Origin of the sequence: Aquabacter albus (assembly GCF_040049275.1) — a bacterium.
GTDB lineage: Bacteria > Pseudomonadota > Alphaproteobacteria > Rhizobiales > Xanthobacteraceae > Aquabacter.
In genome coordinates this window covers 373132-398572 of sequence record NZ_JBDZDT010000003.1, presented here as the reverse complement: position 1 = coordinate 398572, position 25441 = coordinate 373132, and the positions used below count along the sequence as shown (strand labels likewise).

22 protein-coding genes and 1 pseudogene are annotated in these 25441 nt (G+C 67.2%); 11 read left to right on the top strand and 12 right to left on the bottom strand.

The genetic code is table 11. The features are described from left to right. Nucleotides 1-66: 66 nt before the first annotated feature. The 3 genes from grxC to ABLE91_RS08260 form a co-directional block, all read right to left on the bottom strand. Complete coding sequence (gene grxC, locus ABLE91_RS08270; RefSeq protein WP_348930255.1) at nt 67-324, bottom strand: glutaredoxin 3; 258 nt, start codon at nt 322-324, stop codon at nt 67-69. Nucleotides 325-383: 59 nt separating this feature from the next. Further along, complete coding sequence (locus ABLE91_RS08265; RefSeq protein WP_348930253.1) at nt 384-1112, bottom strand: ComF family protein; 729 nt, start codon at nt 1110-1112, stop codon at nt 384-386. A 239-nt stretch (nt 1113-1351) separates the two neighbouring features. After that, nucleotides 1352-3985 (bottom strand): heavy metal translocating P-type ATPase, encoded by a 2634-nt coding sequence (locus tag ABLE91_RS08260; protein WP_510181918.1) that lies wholly within the window; start codon nt 3983-3985, stop codon nt 1352-1354. Nucleotides 3986-4108: 123 nt separating this feature from the next. On the opposite strand from ABLE91_RS08260, the gene ABLE91_RS08255 reads away from it, so the two are divergent. Then, entirely contained in the window at nt 4109-4384 is a 276-nt protein-coding gene (locus ABLE91_RS08255) for a metal-sensitive transcriptional regulator (protein WP_348930251.1), read from the top strand. Nucleotides 4385-4685: 301 nt separating this feature from the next. Here the strand turns inward: ABLE91_RS08255 and hemW are convergent, their stop codons facing one another. The 3 genes from hemW to rph form a co-directional block, all read right to left on the bottom strand. Then, nucleotides 4686-5804 (bottom strand): radical SAM family heme chaperone HemW, encoded by a 1119-nt coding sequence (gene hemW, locus ABLE91_RS08250; RefSeq protein ID WP_348930249.1) that lies wholly within the window; start codon nt 5802-5804, stop codon nt 4686-4688. A 215-nt stretch (nt 5805-6019) separates the two neighbouring features. Continuing rightward, nucleotides 6020-6655 carry an RdgB/HAM1 family non-canonical purine NTP pyrophosphatase gene (gene rdgB, locus ABLE91_RS08245; protein ID WP_348930248.1) on the bottom strand — a complete coding sequence of 212 codons (636 nt, stop codon included), beginning with the start codon at nt 6653-6655 and terminating at the stop codon, nt 6020-6022. Then, nucleotides 6655-7368 (bottom strand): ribonuclease PH, encoded by a 714-nt coding sequence (gene rph / locus ABLE91_RS08240; protein ID WP_348930246.1) that lies wholly within the window; start codon nt 7366-7368, stop codon nt 6655-6657. Before rph ends, rdgB begins: the two co-directional genes overlap by 1 nt. A gap of 113 nt (nt 7369-7481) precedes the next feature. Here rph and ABLE91_RS08235 point away from each other — a divergent pair, with 113 nt between their 5' ends. From ABLE91_RS08235 to grpE, 3 genes are all read left to right on the top strand, one after another. Then, nucleotides 7482-7832: a hypothetical protein gene (locus ABLE91_RS08235; protein WP_348930244.1), complete on the top strand. Its 351-nt coding sequence runs from the start codon at nt 7482-7484 to the stop codon at nt 7830-7832. Further along, nucleotides 7829-8938 carry a heat-inducible transcriptional repressor HrcA gene (gene hrcA, locus ABLE91_RS08230; RefSeq protein ID WP_348930242.1) on the top strand — a complete coding sequence of 370 codons (1110 nt, stop codon included), beginning with the start codon at nt 7829-7831 and terminating at the stop codon, nt 8936-8938. Before ABLE91_RS08235 ends, hrcA begins: the two co-directional genes overlap by 4 nt. A gap of 89 nt (nt 8939-9027) precedes the next feature. Continuing rightward, the gene (grpE, locus tag ABLE91_RS08225) at nt 9028-9639 is read left to right on the top strand and encodes a nucleotide exchange factor GrpE (RefSeq protein ID WP_510181917.1); all 612 of its coding nucleotides are present in this window, start codon (nt 9028-9030) and stop codon (nt 9637-9639) included. A gap of 205 nt (nt 9640-9844) precedes the next feature. Here the strand turns inward: grpE and ABLE91_RS08220 are convergent, their stop codons facing one another. From ABLE91_RS08220 to ABLE91_RS08205, 4 genes are all read right to left on the bottom strand, one after another. Next, nucleotides 9845-10723, bottom strand: coding sequence for an NmrA family NAD(P)-binding protein (locus tag ABLE91_RS08220; RefSeq protein WP_348930240.1), 879 nt, complete (start codon nt 10721-10723; stop codon nt 9845-9847). 92 nt (nt 10724-10815) lie between these two features. Continuing rightward, nucleotides 10816-11490, bottom strand: coding sequence for a helix-turn-helix transcriptional regulator (locus tag ABLE91_RS08215; protein ID WP_348930238.1), 675 nt, complete (start codon nt 11488-11490; stop codon nt 10816-10818). Between the two features lie 400 nt (nt 11491-11890). Then, complete coding sequence (locus ABLE91_RS08210; protein ID WP_348930237.1) at nt 11891-12823, bottom strand: hypothetical protein; 933 nt, start codon at nt 12821-12823, stop codon at nt 11891-11893. Between the two features lie 65 nt (nt 12824-12888). After that, the gene (locus tag ABLE91_RS08205) at nt 12889-13518 is read right to left on the bottom strand and encodes an alpha-ketoglutarate-dependent dioxygenase AlkB (protein WP_348930236.1); all 630 of its coding nucleotides are present in this window, start codon (nt 13516-13518) and stop codon (nt 12889-12891) included. A gap of 168 nt (nt 13519-13686) precedes the next feature. Between ABLE91_RS08205 and ABLE91_RS08200 the strand changes: the two genes are divergently transcribed. Further along, nucleotides 13687-14049: a hypothetical protein gene (locus ABLE91_RS08200; RefSeq protein ID WP_348930235.1), complete on the top strand. Its 363-nt coding sequence runs from the start codon at nt 13687-13689 to the stop codon at nt 14047-14049. 26 nt (nt 14050-14075) lie between these two features. Here ABLE91_RS08200 and pncA read toward each other — a convergent pair whose 3' ends face one another. Further along, the gene (gene pncA / locus ABLE91_RS08195) at nt 14076-14723 is read right to left on the bottom strand and encodes a bifunctional nicotinamidase/pyrazinamidase (protein ID WP_348930233.1); all 648 of its coding nucleotides are present in this window, start codon (nt 14721-14723) and stop codon (nt 14076-14078) included. A 191-nt stretch (nt 14724-14914) separates the two neighbouring features. Here pncA and dnaK point away from each other — a divergent pair. The 6 genes and pseudogenes from dnaK to ABLE91_RS08165 form a co-directional block, all read left to right on the top strand. Further along, nucleotides 14915-16831 (top strand): annotated as a pseudogene (gene dnaK, locus ABLE91_RS08190) (molecular chaperone DnaK); the annotation flags it as partial. A 189-nt stretch (nt 16832-17020) separates the two neighbouring features. Continuing rightward, nucleotides 17021-18169 carry a molecular chaperone DnaJ gene (gene dnaJ, locus ABLE91_RS08185; protein ID WP_348930232.1) on the top strand — a complete coding sequence of 383 codons (1149 nt, stop codon included), beginning with the start codon at nt 17021-17023 and terminating at the stop codon, nt 18167-18169. Between the two features lie 154 nt (nt 18170-18323). Continuing rightward, on the top strand, nt 18324-19256 hold the full coding sequence (locus ABLE91_RS08180; protein ID WP_348930230.1) for an alpha/beta hydrolase: 933 nt from the start codon (nt 18324-18326) through the stop codon (nt 19254-19256). 85 nt (nt 19257-19341) lie between these two features. Beyond that, nucleotides 19342-19983 (top strand): DUF1007 family protein, encoded by a 642-nt coding sequence (locus ABLE91_RS08175; protein WP_348930228.1) that lies wholly within the window; start codon nt 19342-19344, stop codon nt 19981-19983. Further along, on the top strand, nt 19980-20975 hold the full coding sequence (locus ABLE91_RS08170; protein WP_348930226.1) for a nickel/cobalt transporter: 996 nt from the start codon (nt 19980-19982) through the stop codon (nt 20973-20975). The genes ABLE91_RS08175 and ABLE91_RS08170 overlap by 4 nt, the downstream gene beginning before the upstream one ends. 165 nt (nt 20976-21140) lie before the next feature. After that, nucleotides 21141-24617 carry an indolepyruvate ferredoxin oxidoreductase family protein gene (locus ABLE91_RS08165; protein WP_348930224.1) on the top strand — a complete coding sequence of 1159 codons (3477 nt, stop codon included), beginning with the start codon at nt 21141-21143 and terminating at the stop codon, nt 24615-24617. 345 nt (nt 24618-24962) lie between these two features. Here ABLE91_RS08165 and ABLE91_RS08160 read toward each other — a convergent pair whose 3' ends face one another. After that, nucleotides 24963-25400 carry a DUF2852 domain-containing protein gene (locus ABLE91_RS08160; RefSeq protein ID WP_348930222.1) on the bottom strand — a complete coding sequence of 146 codons (438 nt, stop codon included), beginning with the start codon at nt 25398-25400 and terminating at the stop codon, nt 24963-24965. Nucleotides 25401-25441: the final 41 nt, after the last annotated feature.

Below are 25441 nucleotides of genomic sequence, written 5' to 3'. Positions count from 1 at the left end.
GATCCTAGCCCATCTCATGGAACGGCGCCGGGTGGCAAGCCGGCTTTAGGACGCCGCGCCGAAAGGTCAGGCGGCCACGAGGGCGTCCAGCCGACCCGAGCCCTCAAGGGCGAAGAGGTCGTCGCATCCGCCGATATGGGCGTCATCGAAGAAGATCTGGGGCACGGTGGTGCGGCCGCCGGCGCGGCGCGACATCTCCTCCTGACCAGCGGGGTCGGTGGTGACGTCAATCTCGGTGAAGGTCCAGCCCTTGCGCCGCAGCAGCTCCTTCGCGGCATGGCAATAAGAGCACCAACTCTTGGTGTAGATCGTGATGGATTTCATACAAGCCTCGGCGGGACGGGGCGAAACGCCGTCACCGAACTGTTGCATAATATGTCGCATCACATGCTTTCGACAACCCGTGCGAACGTGAGCGTGTCCACGCCCTTCGCACCTGCTCTGCGCAGAACCCGCGCACACGCATCCAGGGTTGCACCTGTGGTGAGCACGTCGTCCACGAGCAGAATCCGGCGATCCTGCAAAACGGCGTTGGCGTAATGGGTTACCTTGAAAGCTCCGGAAACATTCGCGCGCCGCTCGGCGCGGCTCAACGCCACCTGGGATGGCGTGGCGCGCACCCGGCGCAGCAGATCTGAGCGGTGGATAACGCCGCTGGACCGGGAGATGCACCGGCTGAGCAGTGCAGCTTGATTGAATCTGCGCCGCCATAACCGGAATGCATGTAGGGGCACGGGGACGATGAGATCGGCCTCGCTCAGGAGATCGGCCCCCGCGCGCACCATCAGCCGCGCCATGGCGGCGGCGAGGTCCAGCCGGTCGCCATATTTCAGCCGGTGGACGAGGTCGCGGGAGACGTCGCCGAACACCACGGCGGCCCGGGCCCGGTCGAAGGCGGGCGGATCGTTGAGCGCTTCGGCGGATATTGCCGGCCCCTCATCGCGCTGCGGGGGCGGATAGGCGAAGGGGGAGCCGAGCCGGTCGCAGAACGGCCGCTCCACGAAGACGAGGCGGCCCCAGCACCCGCCGCACAGCCCGCCGGCATCGCGCACGATGGCGCCGCAGGAGATGCATGTGGGCGGCAGGACAAGGTCGAGCGCGCCCCGCCCCACGACCTGGAAGGCGCGTGCAAGCGCCAGTCCTGCGGCGCGCCCGGGATGGGCCCGTGGCGGTGTTCCCTCTCCCGCTTGCGGGGGAGGGCTAGGGAGGGGGAAATGGCCGAACATGAGAGGCCCTTGGGGTCTCCTGCAGCACGTGCCCCCTCCCCAACCCTCCCCCGCAAGCGGGAGAGGGGGCGGTCCCCGTCCTGCGGCAACGCCTAAGCATGGGCCGCGCGGGGGCGGGGTTCAAGTCAGGGGTGCCAGCGGCGCAGCAGCAGGGCGTTGGCGATGACGCTCACGGAGGAGAGCGACATGGCGGCTGCCGCCACCATGGGCGAGAGCAGGAGGCCGAAGGCCGGGAAGAGGATGCCCGCCGCCAGCGGCACGCCGGCGGCGTTGTAGCCGAAGGCGAACAGGAGGTTGCGGCGGATATTGCCCATGGTGGCGCGCGACAGCGAGCGGGCCTGGGCGATGCCGGCGAGGTCGCCCTTCAGCAAGGTGAGGCCGGCGCTTTCCATGGCGACATCCGTGCCCGTGCCCATGGCGATGCCCACATCGGCGGCGGCGAGCGCCGGGGCGTCGTTCACCCCGTCCCCCGCCATGGCGACCACATGGCCCTCGGCCTTCAGGCGCGCCACATGGGCGGCCTTGTGCTCGGGCAGCACCTCGGCCTCCACTTCGCTAAGGCCGAGTCGGCCGGCGACGGCCTGAGCGGTGGCGCGGTTGTCGCCAGTGAGCATGATGACGCGCACGCCGTCCGCCTTCAGCGCCGCGAGGGCGGCGGGGGTGGTCACCTTGATGGGGTCGGCGATGGCGATGAGGCCGGCCAGCGCGCCATCCACCGCCACGAACACCACGGTGGCGCCGGTGCGACGCAATTCGTCCGCTTCCCCCGACAGGCGCTCCAGTGCGATCCCCGCCTCGGCCATGAGGGCGGCCTGGCCGATGGCGACAGTGCGCCCCTCCACCCGGCCGGTGACGCCCTTGCCGGTGGGGCTGGCGAAATCCTGCACCTGCGCCAGCGCCAGCTTGCGCGCGCCCGCTTCCGCAACGATGGCGGCGGCGAGGGGATGCTCGCTGGCGGCCTCCAGGCTGGCGGCGAGGCGGACGAGACCGTCCGCATCACCCGAGAGAGCGCGCACTTCGGTCACGCGCGGCTTGCCTTCGGTAAGGGTGCCGGTCTTGTCCACCAGCAGGACGCTCACCTTCTCCATGGTTTCCAGCGCCTGCGCGTCCCGCACCAGGATGCCGGCCTGCGCGCCGCGCCCCACCCCCACCATGATGGACATGGGCGTGGCGAGCCCCAGGGCGCAGGGGCAGGCGATGATGAGCACGGAGACGGCGGCGAGCAGCGCATAGGAGAAGCGCGGCTCCGGGCCGAGCCACATCCAGGCTCCGAACGCGATCACGGCGATGGCGATGACGGCGGGCACGAACCAGGCCGAGACCTTGTCCGCGAGGCGCTGGATGGGCGCGCGGGAGCGCTGGGCCTGCGCCACCATCTGCACGATGCGGGCGAGCAGCGTGTCGCGGCCCACCTTCTCCGCGCGCATCACGAAGCCGCCGCCCGAGGCGAGGCTGCCGGCCACCACCGGGTCACCCGCTTCCTTGGTGATGGGCATGGATTCGCCCGTGACGAGGCTTTCATCCACGGCGCAGCGGCCTTCCGTGATGATGCCGTCCACCGGCACCTTCTCGCCGGGGCGCACGCGCAGCAGGTCGCCGACCGTCACCTCGTCCAGCGGCACATCCTCCTCCCGCCCGTCCGCGATGCGGCGCGCGGTGGTGGGGGCGAGGCCGAGCAGCGCCTTGATGGCGCCGGAGGTGCGGGCGCGTGCGCGCAATTCCAGCACCTGCCCCAGGAGAACCAGCACGGTGATGACCGCCGCCGCCTCGAAATAGACCGGCACCGCCCCGTCATGTCCGCGCAGAGCGGGCGGGAAGAGACCGGGGGCGAAGGTGCCGGCGAGGCTGTAGAGGAAGGCGACGCCGGTGCCGAGGGCGATCAGCGTGAACATGTTGAGGTTGCCGGTGCGCACCGAGGCGGCGCCGCGTTCGAAGAACGGCCAGCCGGCCCACAGCACCACAGGGGTGGCGAGCACGAGCTGCACATAGTTCGACATCTGCTGCGGGATCAGGTGCAGGCCGAGCACATGCTGCCCCATCTCCAGAAGGAAGACGGGCAAAGTGAAAGCGAGGCCGATCCAGAAGCGGCGGCTCATGTCGATCAGTTCGACATTCGGCCCGTCGTCCAGGCTCACGGTCTCGGGCTCCAGCGCCATGCCGCAGATGGGGCAGGAGCCGGGGCCGATCTGCCGGATCTCGGGATGCATGGGGCAGGTGAAGACGGTGCCTTCCGGCACCGGGGCGGCGGGCGCGGCCTTGCCCGCAAGGTAGCGCTCCGGGTCGCCCTCGAACTTCGTCTTGCAGCCGGCGGAGCAGAAATAGAAGGGCTGGCCGTTATGGCTTGCGCGGTGCTTGGTGGCGTGGGGGTCCACATCCATGCCGCAGACCGGGTCCTTCGCCAGATGGGCAGCGGGGGCGGCATGCGCGTGGCCATGATGGGCATGGCCGTGATGGTCATGCGCGCCGTGATCTTGGTTTTTCTCCGCATGGCCGTGGTGGCCACTGCAGCACGCGGCCGGTTCTTTCCCCTCTCCCCGAGGGGGAGAGGTCGGCTGCGCAGCAGCTGGGTGAGGGGGCTCCGGCGCTTCAGGACTGGAGAGAGCGGCCCTCCTCACCCCAACCCTCTCCCCCTCGGGGAGAGGGGGCCGCGGTGCGCTGGAACAGCACGAGGCCGCCTCCGTCGCCGTCTCGGGAGGCGCGGAGCCGGAGCAGCAGGAGGCGTGGTCCTTGCCGGAAGCGGAATGGTCGTGCGCGGTCATGTGCCCATCCAGCCCGAAAGGGCCGCCTTCGCTTTGCGCTCCATCATAACAGACGCGCATGGGACACCCCAGGGGGGTATATGATGTTGCTATTTATACCCTGAGGGGGTATATGGCAAGCCCATGGGACCCACCGCCAAAGCCTCCGTCGCCAAACGGCTCAACCGCATCGAGGGCCAGGTGCGCGGCATTGCGCGCATGGTGGAGGAGGACCGCTACTGCATCGACATCGTCACGCAGATCTCGGCCGTGCGCGCGGCACTGCGTAAGGCGGAGGAAGAAGTGCTGCGGGACCACGTGGCCCATTGCGTTACCCACGCCATCCGCTCGGGCGACGCAGAGGAGCAGAAGAAGAAGGTGGACGAGTTGATGGACGTGCTGGTGCGGGCGGAGCGGTAATCTTCCGGGCGCCGTCCCTGCACCGCGGCATTCCCTCTCCCGCTTGCGGGGGAGGGTTAGGGAGGGGGAAAGGGTGAGAAATGGGCGGGAACCGGCCTTTGTGTTGAGGCTCCGGCCCCCTCCCCCGCAAGCGGGAGAGGGAGTGAGGCTGCAGCATGCCTCAAGGGGATTTCTCACTCCATGTCCCGTCATCCCCGGGCTTGACCCGGGGATCTCCGGCCATCCTTGGTGCGTCGGTCCTGAGGGAGATGGCCGGGTCAAGCCCGACCATGACACTTGAAGTTTGGTCGGCGGTCTATGCCTACCCCGCCAACGCCCGGATCACCGCATTGAGCACCGGGAACCCCGCCGGCAGCACTCGCAGCCGGTTGCCGGTGCGGACCACCAGCCCCTCGTCCTCCAGCGCCGTAATGCGCTCGGCCGCGATTTCCCGCCCGGCGAACCGCGCATGGCGCGCAAGATCGATACCCTCCGCGAGCCGCAGGCCCATCAGCAGCATCTCGTCGGCCTGTTCCTCGGCCTCCAGCGTCTCGTCCGAGACGATGCCGTGGCCGTCCGCTTCCACCTTCTCCAGCCAGCGCTCCGGCTGGCGCTCGGTGAAGGTGGCGTGCCTGATGTCGCCGGCCTTCAGGCGGCCATGGGCGCCGGGGCCGATGCCGGCATAGGTGCCGTAGCGCCAATAGACCAGATTGTGCCGCGCTTCCGCGCCCGGACGGGCATGGTTGGAGATTTCATAAGCCGGCAAACCAGACGCCGCCGTGATCTCCTGCGTCACGTCCCACAAGGCGCGGGCATGGTCGTCGTCGGGGATGATGAGCTTGCCGGCGGAATAGAGCCGCTCGAACGCCGTGCCCGGCTCGATGGTGAGCTGGTAGAGGGAGAGGTGCTCGCAGCCTTCCGCGATGGCGCGCTTCAGCTCCCGCGCCCAGTCCTCCGGCTTCTGGTTCGGCCGGGCATAGATGAGGTCGAAGGAGACGCGCTCGAAGGCACCCCGCGCCACCGCCACGGCAGCGAGCGCCTCGTCCACCGAATGCATGCGGCCGAGGGCTTTCAGCTCGGTATCGTTCAGTGCCTGGACGCCCAGGGACACCCGGTTCACCCCCGCAGCGCGATAGCCCCGGAAGCGCTCGGCCTCCACGCTGGTGGGGTTGGCCTCCAGCGTGATCTCGGCGTCCGGCGCGATGGGCCAGGCTTCGTTGATGGCGTCCAGGATGGCGGCGACCGTCTCCGGCGCCATCAGGGAAGGCGTGCCGCCGCCGAAGAACACCGTCTCCGCCCGCGCCGGCCCGCCGAATGCGCGCATGTGGGCGATCTCGCGCCGGAAGGCGGCGACGAAGCGCGCCTGATCCGGGGGGCTATGCCGCACATGGCTGTTGAAGTCGCAATAGGGGCATTTGGCGAGGCAGAAGGGCCAATGCACATAGACGCCGAAGCCGCCTTCGGATTGGGCTGGGAGCGGCGCGGCTCCCTCTCCCGCGGCGGTAGAACCCTCCCCCCTTGCGGGGGAGGGCAGGGAGGGGGGTATCTCCCCGCTTATGCTGGCGGTCGTGGTCCCGGCGGTGCCATACCCCCCTCCCCAGCCCTCCCCCGCAAGGGGGGAGGGAGAAGAAGGAGCGGGGGAAGGGCCCAATTCCGTCACTCGTCCAGGCACGCCTGCGCCAGCAGGCGGAAGGCGCGGGCGCGGTGGGAGAGGCCGAGGCCCAGAGGCGGCATGGAATGCTTCTCCTCCGCGCTCATCTCGGCGAAGGTGCGGGTGTAGCCCTCGGGCACGAACATGGGGTCGTAGCCGAAGCCCTTGGTGCCGCGCGGCGGCCAGATGAGGGTGCCGGTGACGCTGCCCTCGAATTCCTCCACGTGCCCGTCCGGCCACGCGAGGCACAGCGCGGCGACGAAGCGCGCCTTGCGCTTCTCGGCGGTGAGGGCATCAACGGTGATGAGCAGGGCCTGGACATTCTCCATGGCCATCTCGAAATCCTTCTCCGGCCCGCCCCAGCGCGCCGAATATATGCCCGGCTGGCCGCCGAGGACATCCACGCACAGGCCGCTATCGTCCGCGAACGCCGGAAGCTGCGCCGCCTGCGCCGCCGCCTGCGCCTTGATCCGGGCGTTGGCGGCGAACGTATCGCCGGTCTCTTCCGGTTCCGGCAGGCCGAACTCGCCCGCGGACACCGCCTCGACCCCATAGGGGGCGAGGAGCGTCCTCATCTCGTTCAGCTTGCCGGGATTGTGGGTGGCGACGACGAGGCGGCCCGAAAGGCGGCGATGCTCCATCAGGCGACGGCCAGCTTCTGCAGGTCGACCAGCTTGTCGATGCCGCCGCGCGCGAGGGTGAGGAGGTTCAGGAGCTCGTCCTGGGTGAAGGGCGTCTTCTCCGCCGTGCCCTGGATCTCCACGATGCCGCCGGTGCCGGTCATGACGAAATTGGCGTCGGTCTCGGCCTGGCTGTCCTCGGCATAATCGAGGTCGAGCACGGGCTTGCCCTCATAGATGCCGCAGGAGATGGCGGCCACGTGGTCGCGCAGCGGAATGGTCTTCAGCATGGAGCGCGCATGCATCCAGGCGAGGCAGTCGCGCAGCGCGATCCAGGCGCCGGTGATGGCGGCGGTGCGGGTGCCGCCATCCGCCTGGATCACGTCGCAATCGAGCGTTATCTGGCGCTCGCCGAGGCCGACGAGGTCGGTGACCGAGCGGAGCGAGCGGCCGATGAGGCGCTGGATCTCCTGAGTGCGGCCGGACTGCTTCCCCTGCGTCGCCTCGCGGCGGGTGCGCTCCAGGGTGGCGCGCGGCAGCATGGAATATTCCGCCGTCACCCAGCCCCGGCCCTGGCCCTTCAGCCACGGCGGCAGGCGCTCCTCCAGGGTGGCGGCCACGAGGACGTGGGTATCGCCGAACTTGACGAGGCACGAGCCCTCGGCATGGCGCAGCACGCCCCGTTCGAAGGAAACGGCACGCATTTCATCGCTGGCGCGTCGGCTCGGGCGCATTCGTCTTGTCCAATCCATCATGAAGCTGGCGGTGGTTTTAGGAGCGGGGAAGCGCAGGGGCAAGGGGCGTGGTAAGGTGTCGTCACGAAGTCTTCGTGATTTGTGGCGGGGAGATGTCGGACCGAACCAAGCAGATTGTCGCCTTCCTATGCCTGCTCCCGTTCGTGGGGTTCAGCGCCTGCCAGCTCTGGTGGGCGGCGGTGGATGGGAGCGTGTGGTCCGGCTCGAAGCGCCATTACCAATGGTATTCCCGGCAAGAAGCCCCGGAATGGTTTTGGGGCGGGGTGACGTTCCATGGCGTGGTGCTGGCCGTCTTTCTCTGCGGGGTCGGCCTGCTTATTTATATGCGTCGTGAGGCGCGCGATCAGGAAAGCCGGTGGCGCACCCGTCCGCCGATGGAAGAAGACCGATTTCGCCAGGTGATGTCGCCGCCTGCACCATCCCGCCCGTCCAAGCCGGAATGACCCTCGTGCCGCTCCATCCCATCATCCCGCCTTATGCCGCCTCCCTCGTTCAGATCGACGAGCGCTCGCGCGAGATCTTCCGGCAGATCGTGGAGAGCTACCTTGCCACCGGCGAGCCGGTGGGCTCGCGCAACATCTCCCGGCTCATTCCCATGTCGCTGTCGCCCGCATCGGTGCGCAACGTCATGGCGGACCTTGAGGCGGCGGGGCTCATCTATGCGCCGCATACCAGTGCCGGCCGGCTGCCCACTGACCAGGGCCTGCGCTTCTTCGTGGATGCGCTGCTGGAGATCGGCGATGTGAGCGAGCGCGACCGCTCCTCCATCGAGGCGCAGGTGGCCGCTGCCGCCAAGGGCTACACCATCGATGGGGTGCTCCAGGAGGCGTCGGCTCTGCTCTCCGGCCTGTCGCGGGGTGCGGGCGTCGTCACCGCCATCAAGACCGATCCGCGCCTGAAGCATGTGGAATTCGTGCTCCTCGACCCCGCCCGCGCCCTGGTGATCCTCGTTTCCGAGGACGGGCAGGTGGAGAACCGGGTGCTGCCGCTGCCCGCCGGGCTGCCATCCTCCGCCTTGGTGGAGGCGACAAATTTTCTGAACGCCCATATTCGCGGCCGCACGCTCGGCGAGGCGCGGTCCGAGATGCAGACGCTGCTCTCCGAGCTGCGGCATGAGCTCGATGCGCTCACCGCGCGGGTTGTGGAGGCGGGGCTCGCCTCCTGGTCGGGCGGGGAAGCCTCAGAGCGCCGCCTCATCGTGCGCGGGCAGGCAAAACTGCTGGAAGACCTGAAGGCGCTCGAGGATCTGGAGCGCATCCGCCTCCTGTTCGACGATCTGGAATCCAAGCGCGAACTGGTGGATCTCCTGGGCCTTGCCGAGGATGCGCAGAGCATGCGCATCTTCATCGGCTCGGAGAACAAGCTGTTCTCGCTCTCCGGCTCCTCCACCATCGTCGCGCCCTATCGGGACGGGCAGGGGCGGGTCGTGGGGGTGCTCGGGGTGATCGGGCCCACGCGCCTCAATTATGGCCGGATCGTGCCCATGGTGGACTTCACCGCCCGGGTGGTGAGCCGCGTCCTTGGGGCGCCCGGCGCCGACGCGGCTTGATTTTTGCCGCCACCCCTCCGATATGCGGTTGCGAAATTGTGATCTGTGCCGGCGGGGCCGCACGCATCGGGAAAGACGAGGTAGAGCGCATGAACGACAAGGGTGGCGCGCCCGAGACCCATGGCATCAATCCGGGGATGGACCCGGAAGGGGCCGAAATGCAGGAACTTGGCGCCGCGGACGGCTTCAAGGCGGAGCGCGAGCGCCTGGAAGGCGAGATCGCCGGCTTCAAGGACAAATTCCTGCGGGCGTTCGCGGAGGCGGAGAACATCCGCCGCCGCGCCGAGAAGGAAGTCAGCGATGCCAAGACCTATGGCATCGCCTCCTTCGCTCGCGACGTCCTGAACGTGGCAGATGATCTCTCCCGCGCGCTCAGCACCGTCGAGGACGAGGCGAAGGAGAAGGCCGACGGCGCCTTCAAATCGCTGCTGGACGGCCTGGAGCTGACCGAGCGCGGCCTTCACAAGGCGCTGGAGAAGCACGGCATCCGCAAGCTGGAGCCGAAGGGCGAGAAGTTCGATCCGAACCTCCACCAGGCCATGTTCGAAGTGCCCGACGAGAGCATTCCGGCCGGCACCGTGGTCCAGGTGGTCCAGTCCGGCTACGTCATCGGCGACCGCGTCCTGCGCCCGGCCATGGTCGGCGTCTCCCGCGGCGGGCCCAAGGCCGCCCGCGTGGAAGCGGAAGGCAGCAACGGCTGAGGGCGGGAAGGCCTGAGGGGATCTTTCGTTCGAAAAGCCTCTTTTAAGTCGTGCCCGGGCGCGCCCCGGGCATCCAGGTCGTCTTTTGAATGTCCATCTTGGCGGCGCCCCTTGGACGGCCGGAACGACCCAAAGCGGTAATTTGCTCCCAAGACGACGATGACCGTTCTTGCGGCTCGCAGGCTGTAACAGCCGTGGTTCGACCTCATTGCGGCGGAGGGAGTGGCCGCAGCGCGTCGATCAGTTCGGTGGTGCCATAGCGAACCTCGCCATTGTTTGGCTCGATGTCGACCAGGCTGCCCTTGTTACAGGCATCGTAGAACTTGATCAGGAGTCCAGCGAGGCTCGCGGGCATGCTCCGCTCAAAGGTCTCTTTCCATTGCGGACGAGGTACGGCATGTGCGCGAACGGCCCGGCCCGACAGCTGGCTTAGCGCCGTCGCCACATCGCTGGCGCTATACCGGCATGGTCCCTCGGCATGGATAACTTCCAGCTCTCTCCCGATGTCGGGTCGCAATAACAGGTTGGCGGCAATCTGGCCGAGGTCTGGAGCCGAAATCGTGGGGAACACCATGTCGACCGGGTCATGAAAACTCGGCAAGTTACCGGATGCGATGGCCACGGGGATTACCCGCTCCCAATTTTGCATATGCTCCGCCGATCGCAGGAACATCTTGTGGGCATTCAGTCGGCCAAGTCGCTCTTCGAATGTGCGGAACATGGTAGGCATCCCGATGTCGTTGGCGACGTGAGCGCCATAGTCGGAAATTGCCAATACCCGCCTTGGACGCGCCCGCTCCAACGCCACGGCGATGCTTCCGATCGCCCGCTGCATTTCTCCGCCCGGGTCCTTCGCCTGCAGTGGCACCGGGAGGATGATTTGTACCGCATCCACGTCGGCGATCGACTTGGCGAGAGCCCCAGAATCCTGCACGTCGGCCAGAACGATCTCGCACCCGATCTCACGTAGCCGCGCCGCCTTTGCCTTGTCGCGCAGGATCGCTCTGACCGGCACGCCCGCCTCGCGCAATGCCAATGATGTTGAATAGCCGACGTTTCCGGCGGCTCCAACGATTGCAAACATTTTCAGTTCCTCGTTGCGATACGCAGGAACTAAGGAATCCGGCGGGGGGGCATCGCGCAGATTCAGACCGATGGTTGCAATTTCGGTCGGATTTATCGGGATGGACGAGCGATCTCGCCCGGCGTCTGGCCGAGGATGCGGAGCATCGTCGAGGCCATATGACTCTGATGGGCAAAGCCGGCAGCTAGAGCAACCTCGCTTGCCGGCATGGTCGTCGTGGCGATCAATGCGCGTGCGTACTCGGTGCGGCGGCGGATCACATATTGATGCACGGGAGTTCCTGTGCTGTTTCGAAATAGCGTCTTGAGACGTGTAACGCTAACACCCGCGACCGTCGCTAGATCGGCAAGATGAAGTCTCTGATCAAGGTTCGCCTCGATGAACTCGATCAGCACTCTCAACTGGCGCGTAGACATTCCTGGCGCGCTGGAGCCTTCCGTTTGCAGACGACCATCAGAGGCGATTTCGATTAGCCGGACCGCCAATGCGTTTGCCAGAAGATCGATGTAGAGTGGATTTGATGGTCTGTCCGCCTCGAGATCCGCCTTTATCGCCCAACCGATCGCTTCAATGCGGGCATCCCGAAGTTGAAGCTGGGGGATGAGTTCGATCTTTGCGGCATCCCGTCCAAGCTCCTCGGCAACCTGTTCAAGAAGCGATGGACGAAAGCTCAGTCGCAGAATCTGGCAATCCGCATCGTCCTCCCAGGAGCCATCCACTCCCGCTGGAACGAAGTCGATGTCACCGGGCTTCTGCAAACGTCGCATTCGCCTGCCGCCACAGGAACAATCCGCTTTGACGGGTGGGCCGAAATGCATGCCCAATCTATGCAGTTCGCCACCCCGCACATGTGACACGCCGCGGGGGATATGCACGAGAGCTGCATCGAGCGCATTCCACGCTCTTCCAGCGCTTGAAAAGAGGACCTGGGGTGACGGCTGCGGCGAGGTATGTGTCATAGCCGGCTGTGCTCAGATCTCAACGTTTGGAACGATGCTACCCCCCAATCATCATCGCAACAACGCGTCAGTGCGGACGGTGGCTTGGTTATGATGTCCGCTAATGGCGCTTCTCGGAAGTCCGGCGATGTCCGGTTTTACGCCGCTATCGGGGGATGAGCCGACGTGAAGCGCGCCGAAATCCGCCCCCGATTTATGAGCGCATAGCCTAGTTGGTGCTCACCCCGTCCCGGATCGCCCGCAGGCGGGGGTAGACGCCCGGGAAATCCGCCGCCTTCACGATGCCGACCATGCGCAGATGGGCGCTCTGGCCGAAGCGCAGCCACTGCACCACCTTCACGTCCGCATTGCCGGTCACGTCCTTGCCCGCTGCGAGGATTTCAAAGCCCGCCTGGCCGCCCATGCGCAGCGGCTCGGCACGCTCGATGCGCATGTCCTTCACGCCGGGAACGGAAGAGAGGGCACGCAGTGCGAATTGCCGCCGGTCGTCCTCTCGCGGGGTTCCGGGGGCGACGCCGGCCACGAACACGGCCTGCTCGGCGCCCTCGATCACGTCCTTGGGGCCGTCCGTGAGGATGGCGGCGGTATTGCCGATCACCTTCACCACCCGGAAGCCGGAGAGGTTGTCCAGCTTGAAGGGCAGGTTGGACATCTGCTCCTGCGGCGAGGGCGGCGCGCGGAAGGTGAGCGTGAGCAAGGTCTTGCGCACCTCTTCGCCGGACAGATCGAGCGCGCCGTCCGCCGGCTCCTGCACGGTGACGAGGGCGGTGGCCGTGGCCGTTCCCGCCAAAAGGATCCATTTGCGGGCGGTGACCGTGCCCGCCTGCTGCTTTCCCGTCATGAGCAGCGTCTTCGTATCGCCCAGCGGCAGCGTGGTGCGGGAATCGACCGTTATCCCCTTGGTGGCGAGGGCGGCGTCGGTGAAGCCGGCCGCCACTTGGTCATAAGCCTGTGGCGGCATCTCCACGAGGAGGATGGCGGCGCCCTTGGCAGGGTCCTCGAAGCCGGAGAAGCTGGCGCTTTCCACCATGCCCACGGGCGGCACGAGGCCCACGGAGCCGCCGCGCGGAAACACCACGTCCGCCGCACTGGCGAGGCCGCCGGAGAGCACCACAGCGGCGAGGGCGAGCTTAAGGCGCATGGACAACTCCAGGAAGGGATTGGACGCTCTTGTGGGCCAATCGGGGTGGAAGCGTGACGGAATGTTCACGGCGGCGAGACCCGGCGCAGGGTCAGGTTGAAGCGCCCCGGCCGGCCGAGGAGGGTCGAGGTGCCGGTGAGGATGCGGTCGATGCCGTGGAAAGCGAGGCGGCTCGGGCCCGCCAGCACCAGGGCATCCCCCGACGCGAGGCGGATGGACTTGGTGGGCGTGCGGCGCTCTGTGCCGCCATAGCGGAACAAGGCGGTGTCGCCCAGCGACAGGGACAGAACGGGGGCCGTGAGGTCCTGCTCGTCGCGGTCCTGGTGCAGCCCCATCTTGGCGCCGGGATCGTACCAGTTGATCAGCGCCGCCTCGGCCGGGGCGGCGGCGCCGGACAGCGCCCGCCATGCCGCCTCCAGCAGCGCGGGCATTGCAGGCCAGGGCTTGCGCGTGTCGGGATGGAACGATTGATAGCGATAGCCCGCCTCGTCGGAGACCCAGCCCAGGGGCCCGAAATTGCTCATGCGCACGGAAAAAGGCTGGCCGGTGCGCGGCATGCGCGGCGTGAACAGGGGCGCCTCCACAAGCGCCGCCTCCACCTCTGCCAGCAGCGTCTCCTGCGCCGCGCGGTCGAGATAGCCCGGCCACCAGATACATCCGGGCGCAAGTTCAAGGCGTTGCTGGGGTGCCGACATGCCGGGAGGATGGCCGATTTTACCGCCGGGTCAAAGGGGTGGTGCTCCTTTCATCCCCTCTCCCGCATGCGGGGCGGCTGTTCACGGGCGAGCCACCCCCTCCGGCGGAACGCTTGAGCAGGGCCGGCGTTGCTTGCGCGAGAAGGGAAGGGGGCAAGGAGACTTGCCATGACGTATCATCTTGCCGGCGCCGCCGGCGCCCTCGCGCTGCTTCTGGGCGCCTCGGCCGCCACCGCCCAGACATCCGCGGTCATCGTCGCCCCGCCTTCGGGCTACGTGGTGGTCAATCCCCAGCAGGAAACGCTGGTACAGCGCTATGTGATCACCCAGCCCGGCACGGCCGTCGTTCCCTCGGGTTATGCCCCGATGGTCGGTTCCACCGTGCCCGTGGACGTCCAGCTGAATTCGTTCGCCACCGGTTATGACTATGGCGGCTTCGACGCCACATCCTACCGCTATATCGTCACCCCGGACCGGGAGACCGTGGTTGTGGAGCCGGGGACCCGCCGGGTGATCCAGGTCATCCGCTAACCTGAGACGCCCGCTGATCGGACCCCTCAGCCGGCAAGATCGGCTGAGGACACCAGCCGCACGCCCGCCCCGGCCATGTCGGCATGGGCGCGGGCGAGCGAGCCGCCCGTATCGATGGCGCGGCAGGCATCCTCCACCACATGGGTCGCAAAGCCGTGCCGCGCGGCATCCACCGCCGACCAGGCGACGCAGAAGTCGGTGGCGAGCCCCAGAAGGTACACGCGGTCGATCCCCCGGTCCCTGAGGTAGCCGACGAGGCCTGTGGGGGTCGTCCGGTCGGCCTCAAAGAAGGTGGAATAGCTGTCGATGTTCGCATGGAAGCCTTTGCGGACAACCATTTGCGCGTGCGGGATGCTGAGATGTTCCGAAAAGCGGGCGCCCGCGCTGCCCTGCACGCAATGATCGGGCCAGAGGATTTGCGGCCCGTAGGGCAGGCCGATGACCTCGAACGGCGCCTTGCCCGGGTGGGAGGAGGCGAACGAGATGTGCCCGGGCGGGTGCCAGTCCTGCGTCAGCACCACATTGCGGAATGCGGCGGCGACACGGTTCGCCATTGGCACCACCTCGTGGCCCCTCGCCACGGCGAGGTTGCCGCCGGGCAGGAAATCCACCTGGAGGTCCACCGCCACGAGGACGGCACGGGGGTCGTCGCCGATCCGGGGCGCCGGGGACATGCCGTAGACCTCACGAAGCTTTGAAAAACAGGTGGCGCGGGAGCTTGCACGCCTTGCGGCGGCAAATCACCCCCCCTATATCGGCCTCGAACGTCGCTGACACGACGTACCCAAATTCAAGGGGACCGGCGGAGAGCCGCGGGAGGGGCCCGCGGCGACCTACATGGGCGCTTTAGAGGCCCGGCCGGTCTGCCGACAAGGAGAAGTACATGGCCAAAATTATCGGCATCGACCTCGGCACCACCAATTCCTGCGTCGCGGTGATGGAGGGGTCGTCCCCGAAGGTCATCGAGAATGCTGAAGGCGCGCGCACCACGCCGTCCATCGTCGCCTTCACGGAAGACGGCGAGCGGCTGGTGGGCCAGCCCGCCAAGCGCCAGGGCGTCACCAATCCCGAGCGCACCTTCTTCGCGGTGAAGCGCCTCATCGGCCGCCGCTACGACGATCCCACCGTCGAGAAGGACAAGAAGCTCGTCCCCTACCACATCGTGCGCGCCGACAACGGCGATGCCTGGGTCGAGGCGGACAGCAAGAAGTATTCCCCCTCGCAGATCTCCGCCTTCATCCTGCAGAAGATGAAGGAGACCGCCGAGGCGTTCCTGGGCGAGAAGGTGGAGAAGGCGGTCATCACCGTCCCCGCTTACTTCAACGACGCCCAGCGCCAGGCCACCAAGGACGCCGGCAAGATCGCCGGCCTCGAAGTGCTGCGCATCATCAACGAGCCCACCGCTGCGGCGCTCGCCTATGGCCTCGACAAGAAGTCGGCCGGCACCATCGCGGTCTATGACCTCGGCGGCGGCACGTTCGACGTGTCGGTGCTGGAGATCGGCGACGGCGTGTTCGAGGTGAAGTCCACGAACGGCGACACGTTCCTGGGCGGCGAAGACTTCGACATGCGGCTCGTCAACTACCTCGCCGACGAGTTCAAGAAGGAGCAGGGCATCGACCTGCGCAACGACAAGCTCGCCCTTCAGCGCCTCAAGGAGGCCGCCGAGAAGGCGAAGATCGAGCTGTCGTCCGCGACCCAGACCGAGATCAACCTGCCCTTCATCACGGCCGATGCGTCGGGTCCCAAGCACCTGACCATGAAACTGACCCGCGCCAAGTTCGAGGCGCTGGTGGACGACCTCATCCAGCGCACCATGGAGCCCTGCCGGCTCGCGCTGAAGGATGCCGGCCTTTCCGCCGCGCAGATCGACGAAGTGGTCCTGGTGGGCGGCATGACCCGCATGCCCAAGGTCCAGGAGATGGTGAAGCAGTTCTTCGGCAAGGAGCCCCACAAGGGCGTCAACCCGGACGAGGTGGTCGCCATCGGCGCCGCCATCCAGGCGGGCGTGCTCCAGGGCGACGTGAAGGACGTGCTGCTGCTCGACGTGACCCCGCTCTCGCTGGGCATCGAGACGCTGGGCGGCGTGTTCACCCGCCTCATCGACCGCAACACCACCATTCCGACGAAGAAGTCCCAGGTCTTCTCGACCGCTGAGGATGGCCAGAACGCGGTGACGATCCGGGTGTTCCAGGGCGAGCGCGAGATGGCGGCGGACAACAAGATCCTCGGCCAGTTCGACCTCGTCGGGCTGCCCCCGGCGCCGCGCGGCGTGCCGCAGATCGAGGTGGCCTTCGACATCGACGCCAACGGCATCGTCAACGTCTCGGCGAAGGACAAGGGTACCGGCAAGGAGCAGCAGATCCGCATCCAGGCGTCCGGCGGCCTCAACGATGCCGACATCGAGAAGATGGTGAAGGACGCGGAGGCACACGCCTCCGAGGACAAGAAGCGGCGCGCGCTGGCCGAGGCGAAGAACCACGCCGAGGCGCTGGTGCACTCCACCGAGAAGGCGCTCTCCGAGCACGGCGACAAGGTCGGCGCGGTTGAGAAGGGTGCTATCGAGGCGGCCCTCAACGAGCTGAAGTCGGCGCTGGAAGGCGGCGACGTGGATGCCATCCAGGCGAAGACCCAGGCTCTGGCCCAGGCCTCCCTGAAGCTCGGCGAAGCCATGTATGCGGCCCAGCAGGGCGGCGACGACGGCGCGGCCGAGAAGAAGCAGGACGACGTGGTGGACGCCGAGTTCACCGAGGTGGACGACGACAAGAAGAAGTCGGCCTGATCCTGTCTCCCGCGGGAGAAGCGTAAAAACATGTGGTCCCCGGGCTGTCCCCGGGGACCACACACGTTCTGGACATCGCGTTCCGTTGAAAAGCGTGCTGAAGTCGGCGAAAGCGCCGGCGTTGCGGCAACCCCGGTGCTTGAGGCTTTACGGAACCTGACGCCCGCCGGGGGCGGATATGGGTAGGTTATGGCGAAGCGCGACTATTACGAAGTTCTTGGCTGCGACCGCGGCGCCGACGAAACGGTGCTGAAGGCTTCCTATCGCAAGCTGGCGATGACCTGGCATCCCGACCGGAACCAGGGCAATGGCGAGGCCGAGATCCGGTTCAAGGAAGTGAGCGAGGCTTACGAGGTCCTCAAGGATCCTCAGAAGCGCGCCGCCTATGACCGCTTCGGCCATGCCGCCTTCGAGAACGGCATGGGGGGCCCCGGCGGGCCGGGCTTCGGCGCCGACTTCGCCTCCACCTTCGCGGACATCTTCGACGACCTGTTCGGCGGCAATATGGGCGCCCGCGGCGGCCGAGGCGGAGCCCAGGGCGGCCGGGGCCGTGGCGCGGACCTGCGCTACAACATGGAAATCACCCTGGAGGAGGCGTTCGCCGGCAAGGCCGCCGAAATCCGCATCCCCACGTCAGTGGTGTGCGAGACCTGCTCCGGCAGCGGCGCCAAGCCCGGCACCCAGCCCAAGGTCTGCCGCACCTGCGGCGGCGCCGGCAAGATCCGCCACGCCCAGGGCTTCTTCACCCTGGAGCGCACCTGCCCCGCCTGCCAGGGCCGCGGCAGCATGATCGAGGACCCCTGCCAGGCCTGCGCCGGTGCGGGCCGGGTGACCCGCGAACGGAACCTGTCCGTGCAGATCCCCGCCGGCGTCGAGGACGGCACCCGCATCCGCCTGGGCGGCGAGGGCGAGGCCGGCACGCGCGGCGGGGTGGCGGGCGACCTCTATATCTTCCTCTCCATCGAGCCCCATCCCTTCTTCCAACGGGAGGGCGCCGACCTTTATTGCCGCGCGCCCATCTCCATGGTGACGGCGGCGCTGGGCGGCACGGTGGACGTGCCCACCATCGACGGCGAGCAGACCAAGGTGCGCATCCCCGAGGGCACCCAGTCCGGCAAACGCCTGCGCCTCGCGGGCAAGGGCATGCCGGTGCTCCGCTCGCGCGCCTATGGCGACATGTATGTGCAGGTAGTGGTGGAGACGCCCCAGAACCTCACCAAGCGCCAGAGGGAGCTTCTGGCGGAGTTCGACAAGGAATGCTCCTCCGAGACCCATCCGGAATCCAACGGATTCTTCGCCAAGATGAAGGACTTCTTCCAGGGCGCGGCGGACGAATAGTCCGCGCCCCTCGGGCGTCAAAGGCGTCCACCAGGACCGCGCCGGCCCTCCGCCCGCATCTCGCGCGGGTCCATGGGCAAGCGCATAAGCACTTGGCGCTGGGGCAGGACTGAGCGACCTTGCGGTCGCCGAACGAACCTTGAAGGCTCCTCCCATGCATCGCAGGTCATTTCTGGCGGCCACCGGGACGCTGCCGCTCGCTTACGGGACCCGCGCCATGGCCGCAGACGCACGCCCGGTCTTCCTGAATTACAGCCAGGAGCAGATCGACAAGGCCTATGACCAGTCCTTCTGGGCGCCGCAGATGGCGGAACTGGAAGCGCAGGACGGCGTGAACAGCGCGGCGGTGCGCCGGAAGATGCCGCCCCGCACCGAGCGCTACGGCAACAGCGATGCCGACCTCATGGACATCTTCGTGCCGCCCGGCGCGAAGAAGGCGCCGGTCATGGTGTTCATCCATGGCGGCGCGTGGACCCGCAACACGCGGGAGGACGCCTCCTATCCTGCGCCGACCTTCGTGGGGCGAGGCGCTGCGTGGCTGGCGCCGGATTTTGGCAGCCTGAAGACGCTCCGCCTGCCGGACATGGTGGAGAATTGCCGCCGCGCGCTGGAATGGACCGTGCGCAATGCCGAGAGCTTCGGGGGCGACCCGGACCGCGTCTTCCTTTCCGCCCATTCTTCCGGCGCACATCTGGCGGCCTGCGTCCTCATCACGGACTGGACACAGCGCGGCCTGCCCAGGGATGCCATCAAGGGCGCCATGCTCATGAGCGGCATGTACGATCTCTACCCGGTGCTCATCTCCTCGCGCAGCACGTTCCTCCACATCACACCCGAGGAAGAGGCCGAGTTCAGCCCCATGCGCCATCTCAGCCGGATCACCTGCCCCATCGCGGTGCTCACGGCCGACGAGGACAGCCCCGAATTCAAGCGGCAATCCCACGTCTTCGCGGACGCGCTGGCGGGGATGGGGCGGCTCGCCGGGCGCAAGGTGGTGTTCGACGCGAACCACTTCCAAGAGCCCGAACGCCTTGCCCATGCCGACAGCGAGGTCAGCAAGGTGGCTTTCTCGCTGATGGGTTTGTGAGCGGCGCGACGCTTCGGCAGGGCCGCCTCCGCCACCATTCCGCCGAACTCGCGGGCGACGTCTCATCATGCAACGGTGAGGGCCCATGGCTTTTCGATTCGCGACCCGTCTCTTCGGTGCCGCCCTGGTGCTCCTCAGTGCCGCCGGGAGCGCACTCGCGCATCCGCATGTCTGGGTGACCATGAAGACCCAGGTGATCTATGCGCCCGACGGCACGGTCACCGGCCTGAAGCAGGACTGGACCTTCGACGAGGCCTTCACCGCTTTTGCGCTCCAGGGCCTGGAGCGCAACAAGGACGGCTCCTATCCCGACAGCGTGCTGAAGCCGCTGGCCGAGGTGAACGTCACCTCGCTGAAGGAATATGATTACTTCGTGAAGGGGAAGACGGCGAAGGCGGCGATGGTGTTCAAGGACCCCACGGACTATTCGCTGACCTTCGAGAATGATGCGCTGACGCTGCACTTCATCCTGCCGCTGGTAAAGCCTGTGCCCGCCAAGGGCACCATGACCTTCGACATTTACGACCCCAGCTATTTCGTCTCCTTCGAATTCGCGGAGAAGGACACGGTGAGCCTCTCCGGGGCGCCGGCGGGCTGCACTTTCCAGGTGATCACGCCGGACCAGCCGCAGACCATGCAGCTCAGCGAGGCCTTCTTCTCCGACCCTTCGGCCTCCGCCAATTACGGCGCGCAATATGCCGACAAGATCCAGGTGAAGTGCCCGTGAGGGCATTGGGCTGGCGCGCGGGCGCATGCGCGGCGCTCGCCGTGCTCGCCTTGGTGCTGCTGCCGGACGGTGCGCTGGCGCAGGCATTCGGACAGGCCGGGCCCAAGGCGACGCCCTTCGGCATGGGCTCTGCAGCGGCAGGGCCGGGCGGGGTCACCGGCTTCCTGCTGGCAAAGCAGAGTGAATTCTACCGCGCCCTCATCCAGGCGGTGAAGGCCGCCAAGGCGGACGGGCACGCCTTCGGCCTCCTTGCCGGCCTGTCCTTTGCCTATGGGGTGTTCCACGCGGCGGGGCCGGGCCACGGCAAGGCGGTGATCTCCTCTTATCTCCTGGCGGATGGCGGCACGCTCCGGCGCGGCATCGGCCTCGCCTTCGCCTCTGCTTTGGTGCAGTCGCTGGCGGCCATCCTGTTCGTGGGCGCGCTCGCTATCGCGCTCGGGGCGACGGCGCTCACCATGGCGAACGCCATGAACATGATCGAGATCGCCGCTTATGGCGGGATCGCCGTGTTCGGCGCGTGGCTCGCCTTCCGGAAGGGCCGCACCTTCCTCGCCGTGGCCCTGGGCAAGCCGGTGCCGGGCGGGCATGTGCACGGGCCGGACTGCGGCTGCATCGACAAGCATGCCCCCGACCCGCATCTGCTGGATGGCAAGGGCGGCTTGCGGCGGGCGGCCGTGGCGGTGGTCTCCGCCGGGGCGCGGCCGTGCTCGGGGGCGATCCTGGTGCTCACCTTCGCGCTCTCCCAGGGCGTGCTCTGGAGCGGGGTCGCCGCCACCTTCGCCATGGGGGTGGGCACCGCCATCACCGTCTCGGCCATCGCCATCCTGGCGGTCTATGGCAAGCGGCTCGCGGTGCGGCTCGCGGCGCTCTCCAGCGGGCGCGGGACGCTGCTTGTGATCGGCGTGGAGCTTCTCGCCGCCCTCATGGTCTGCGGCTTCGGCCTTGCATTGCTGACCGGCTATCTCGCCAGCGAGCGCCTGCTTCCGGGCTGAGCAGCGCAGCATTTCCTGCTGCATTGCACTTAAATGCGCCGTGCACGCTTTGGCGGCAATTTCCTTTCATAATCGTTTCAAACAACGAAATTGCAGGGTGCGACACTCCGTGTCAGCCTGACTGGAGTTGATCTAAGCTCGCGCTAAGCGCCCGGGAGGCGTCCCATGGGACTGAAGCCGGTCTCCCTCGACGACAAATACGATCTCGACACGAACCAGGTCTTCGTTTCGGGCACACAGGCCCTCGTGCGCCTCACCTTGATGCAGAAGGAACGGGATCGGCGCGCCGGGCTCAATACGGCAGGCTATGTCACCGGCTATCGCGGCTCGCCCCTCGGCGGGCTCGACCAGCAGTTCGGCCGCGCCGCAAAACTGCTGAAGGCCAACGACATCCTGTTCCAGAGCGGCCTCAACGAGGACCTCGCCGCCACCGCCTTGTGGGGCTCCCAGCAGGCGGAACTGCGGGGGGAGGGGCGCTATGACGGCGTGTTCGGCATCTGGTACGGCAAGGGGCCGGGCGTCGACCGCTCTGGCGACGTGTTCCGCCACGCCAACAATGCCGGCACCTCGAAGCATGGCGGCGTGCTCGCCCTCATGGGCGATGACCATACCTGCGAAAGCTCCACCACCGCCCACCAGAGCGAATTCCATTTCGTGGACGTGATGATCCCGGTGCTGAACCCGGCGGGCGTCCAGGAGATCATCGATTACGGCCTGTACGGCTGGGCGCTCTCGCGCTTCTCCGGCGCCTGGGTGGGCCTCAAGGCAGTGAAGGACACCATCGAATCCACCGGCATCGTGGACGGGTGGGTGGAGCGGGTGCGCATCGCCCCCGTCACCGATTTCACCATGCCGCCCGGCGGGCTCAACATCCGCCTCGGCGACACCGCCCTCGCCCAGGAGGAGCGGCTCCAGGAATATAAGCGCGACGCCATCCTCGCCTTCCTGCGGGCCAACAATCTCAACCGCTTCATCACGTCCGGCGGCCCGCGCCCGCGCATTGGCATCGCCACCGTGGGCAAGAGCTATCTGGATGTGCGCCTCGCCTTGGACGAGCTGGGCATCGACGAGGTGCGCGCCAACGATCTCGGCCTGCGCATCTGGAAGGTGGCCTGCCCCTGGCCGCTGGAGACCAACGGCCTCAGGGAATTCGCCCGCGGCCTCGACCTCATCATGGTGGTGGAGGAGAAGCGTTCCCTCATCGAGGTGCAGGTGCGCGAGGAGCTTTATGGCACCGCGAACCAGCCCGTCTGCATCGGCAAGAAGGATGAGGAGGGGCGCTGGCTGTTCCCCGTGAAGGGCGCCCTCGATCCCAACGACATCGCCATCCAGCTTGGCAAGCGGCTGCTCGCCTATGGCGACATCCCTGATATCGCCGCCCGCGTCGCCGAGCTCGAAGAGGCGCAGCGCGTGCTCGCCATGACGGCCGATGTGGCGACCCGCATCCCCTATTTCTGCTCCGGCTGCCCGCACAACACCTCCACCCGCGTGCCCGAGGGCATGCGCGCCTATGCCGGCATCGGCTGCCATTACATGGTGCAGTGGATGGACCGGGAGACCACCGGCTTCACCCAGATGGGCGGGGAGGGCGCCAACTGGATCGGCGAGGCGCCGTTCTCCAACCGCCCCCACGTGTTCCAGAATCTGGGCGACGGCACCTATAACCATTCCGGCTATCTCGCCATTCGCGCCTCCCTGGCGGCGAAGGTGAACGTCACCTACAAGATCCTGTTCAACGATGCCGTCGCCATGACCGGCGGCCAGCACCATGAGGGCAACCTCACCGTGCCCGTCATCGCGGCCCAGGTGGCGGCGGAAGGCGTGGAGCGGGTGGTGGTGGTCACCGACGAGCCGGAGAAATATGCCGCCGGCATCCATTGGCCCGCCGGCCTCACCATCCACCACCGGGACGAACTGGAGAGCGTGCAGCGCGAGCTTGCTGCCATCCCTGGCGTCACCGTGCTCATCTACGACCAGACCTGCGCCTCCGAGAAGCGGCGCCGCCGCAAGCGCGGCCAGTATCCGGACCCGGACAAGCGGGTGATCATCAATGAGCGGGTCTGCGAGGGCTGCGGCGATTGCGGCGTGAAGTCCAACTGCGTCTCCGTGCAGCCGCTGGAGACCGAATGGGGCCGCAAGCGGGAGATCGACCAGTCCTCCTGCAACAAGGACTTTTCCTGCGTGAACGGCTTCTGCCCGTCCTTCGTCACCGTGCACGGGGCGAAGCCGCGCAAGAGCGCGGGCGTGGCCGGGGGGGCGGATAACTGGGGCGAGCTGCCCGAGCCCGCGCATCCCGAGATCGAGGGAACTTACGGCATCATCGCCACGGGCATCGGCGGCACGGGGGTCGTCACCATCGGCGCCATTCTCGGCATGGCCGCGCACCTGGAAGGCAAGGCGTGCGGCATGATCGACATGGCCGGGCTCGCCCAGAAGGGCGGCGCGGTCTACAGCCATATCCGCCTCGCCCGGAAGCCGGAGGACATCCACGCCATCCGCATCCCGGCGCGGGGCGCCGACCTGGTGCTGGGCGGGGACATCGTGGTGGCGGGCACCAAGAAGGTGCTGGCGGCGGTGAAGCCGGGCAAGAGCATCGTGGTGGTGAACACCCATGAGGTGCTGCCCGGCGACTTCACCCGCAACGCCGATTATTCCCTGCCCACCGAGCGCCTGAAGCGCACCATCTCCCAGGCGGTGGGCGCGGAGAACACCCACCTCATCGAGGCGAGCCGGCTGGCCGCGGCGCTGTTCGGCAACTCGCTGGCGCAGAACATCTTCATGGTGGGCTATGCCTACCAGTTCGGCGCCCTGCCGCTCTCCGCCGAGGCCATCCTAAAGGCCCTGGAGCTGAACGGCGAGGCGGTGTCTATGAACCAGGCGGCCTTCCTGTGGGGCCGCCGCGCCGCCCATGATCCCGCCCGCGTGGAAGCCATGATCGGCCCGTCCAAGGCGGCCACCGATGCGCGGGTGCTCTCGCAGTCGCTCGACGAGGTGATTGCCCGCCGCGTCGCTTACCTCACGGCCTATCAGAACGCGTCTTACGCGGGGCGCTATCGGACCCTGGTGGAGAAGGTGCGCGCAGTGGAGGGCAAGCGCGCCGCGGGGCGCTCGGGGCTCACGGAAGCCGTGGCGAAAAACCTCCACAAGCTCATGGCCTATAAGGACGAGTATGAGGTGGCGCGGCTCTATGCGGATGGTGAGTTCCAGAAGCAGGTGGAGGCGGCGTTCGAGGGCGACCTCTCCTACGAATTCCACCTCGCCCCGCCGCTGCTCGCCCGCAAGGACCCGGTGACCGGCGAGCCGAAGAAGATGCGGTTCGGCCCGCGCATGATGAAGGGTTTTGCCCTCCTCGCCCGCCTGAAGGGGTTGCGCGGCACGCCGTTCGATGTCTTCGGCTGGTCGGCGGAGCGGCGGCTGGAGCGGGCGCTGATTGCGGACTATGAGGCTTTGGTAGAGGAGCTTCTGGGCGCGCTGAGCCTTGCGAACCACGCTTATGCCGTGGCGCTCGCCTCCATCCCCGAGAAGATCCGCGGCTATGGTCCGGTGAAGGCCCGCCATCTGGAGGCGGCCAAGGCGGAGGAAGCCGATCTTCTGGTTCGCTTCCGCGCCCCGCCGGAATTGCCGGCCCAGGCGGCGGAGTAGGGTTTCCCTCTCTCCATTTTTGATTCCCTCCCCCGCTTGCGGGGGAGGGTCAGGGAGGGGGAAAGGGCCGGGTGTAAGCCTGCGAAAGGCTCTCCACTGCTTCACGTGCCCCCTCCCCAGCCCTCCCAAGCAAGCGAGAGAGGGGGCCTATTCCACCTCGCGCGACCGTCATGCCCGGGCTTGACCCGGGCATCCACGAGGCTCCGCTGGGGCGGGGCTAAGGGAGGGCCGTGGATCCCCGGATCAAGTCCGGGGATGACGCTGGCTTTTGGGGAGAGGGTCGTCGCAAAAGAAAAGCCGCCGCCCGTTGGGGCGGCGGCTTCTTCATTCAGAGTGCTACGGAATTCAGGACTGCGGCGCGTTGGGCTCCGGCGGGGTCTGCCCGCCATTGCCGTTGCCGCGGCGGCGCTCGGCCATGAACTGGTCGAACTCGGCCTTGTCCTTGGCCATGCGAAGGCGCTGCAGGAAGTCCTTGAACTCACGCTGCTCGTCTTCCAGGCGCCGAAGCGTTTCCGTGCGGTATTCGTCGAAGGCCCGGTTGCCGCTGGAAGGCGGACCCCAGAAGCCGTTGCCGCCGGGGCGGCCCATGCGCTCGCCCATGCGGTCCATCTTGTCCTGCCACTGGGCCATGTGGTGGCGGCCGCTGCAACCCCTCAAGCGCCCGCTCCAGATGGTGAAGGCGAGCAGGGCAAGCCCCGCAGGCCACCAGATGACGAAGCCGAGGATAGCGAGCGCGATCCAGGCTCCAGTCCCGAGTTCGTCCAGTTTCGCTACAATAGGCACGGCAGTCCTCGAGAGTGAATGTTAATAACATTTACATAGAT

Coding starts and splice junctions, on each gene's coding strand:
- grxC (WP_348930255.1), bottom strand. CDS start 324: ATGAAATCCATCACGATCTACACCAAGAGTTGGTGCTCTTATTGCCAT.
- ABLE91_RS08260 (WP_510181918.1), bottom strand. CDS start 3,985: ATGACCGCGCACGACCATTCCGCTTCCGGCAAGGACCACGCCTCCTGC.
- ABLE91_RS08255 (WP_348930251.1), top strand. CDS start 4,109: ATGGGACCCACCGCCAAAGCCTCCGTCGCCAAACGGCTCAACCGCATC.
- rdgB (WP_348930248.1), bottom strand. CDS start 6,655: ATGGAGCATCGCCGCCTTTCGGGCCGCCTCGTCGTCGCCACCCACAAT.
- rph (WP_348930246.1), bottom strand. CDS start 7,368: ATGCGCCCGAGCCGACGCGCCAGCGATGAAATGCGTGCCGTTTCCTTC.
- ABLE91_RS08235 (WP_348930244.1), top strand. CDS start 7,482: ATGTCGGACCGAACCAAGCAGATTGTCGCCTTCCTATGCCTGCTCCCG.
- hrcA (WP_348930242.1), top strand. CDS start 7,829: ATGACCCTCGTGCCGCTCCATCCCATCATCCCGCCTTATGCCGCCTCC.
- grpE (WP_510181917.1), top strand. CDS start 9,028: ATGAACGACAAGGGTGGCGCGCCCGAGACCCATGGCATCAATCCGGGG.
- ABLE91_RS08220 (WP_348930240.1), bottom strand. CDS start 10,723: ATGTTTGCAATCGTTGGAGCCGCCGGAAACGTCGGCTATTCAACATCA.
- ABLE91_RS08215 (WP_348930238.1), bottom strand. CDS start 11,490: ATGCGACGTTTGCAGAAGCCCGGTGACATCGACTTCGTTCCAGCGGGA.
- ABLE91_RS08210 (WP_348930237.1), bottom strand. CDS start 12,823: ATGCGCCTTAAGCTCGCCCTCGCCGCTGTGGTGCTCTCCGGCGGCCTC.
- ABLE91_RS08205 (WP_348930236.1), bottom strand. CDS start 13,518: ATGTCGGCACCCCAGCAACGCCTTGAACTTGCGCCCGGATGTATCTGG.
- ABLE91_RS08200 (WP_348930235.1), top strand. CDS start 13,687: ATGACGTATCATCTTGCCGGCGCCGCCGGCGCCCTCGCGCTGCTTCTG.
- pncA (WP_348930233.1), bottom strand. CDS start 14,723: ATGTCCCCGGCGCCCCGGATCGGCGACGACCCCCGTGCCGTCCTCGTG.
- dnaJ (WP_348930232.1), top strand. CDS start 17,021: ATGGCGAAGCGCGACTATTACGAAGTTCTTGGCTGCGACCGCGGCGCC.
- ABLE91_RS08180 (WP_348930230.1), top strand. CDS start 18,324: ATGCATCGCAGGTCATTTCTGGCGGCCACCGGGACGCTGCCGCTCGCT.
- ABLE91_RS08175 (WP_348930228.1), top strand. CDS start 19,342: ATGGCTTTTCGATTCGCGACCCGTCTCTTCGGTGCCGCCCTGGTGCTC.
- ABLE91_RS08165 (WP_348930224.1), top strand. CDS start 21,141: ATGGGACTGAAGCCGGTCTCCCTCGACGACAAATACGATCTCGACACG.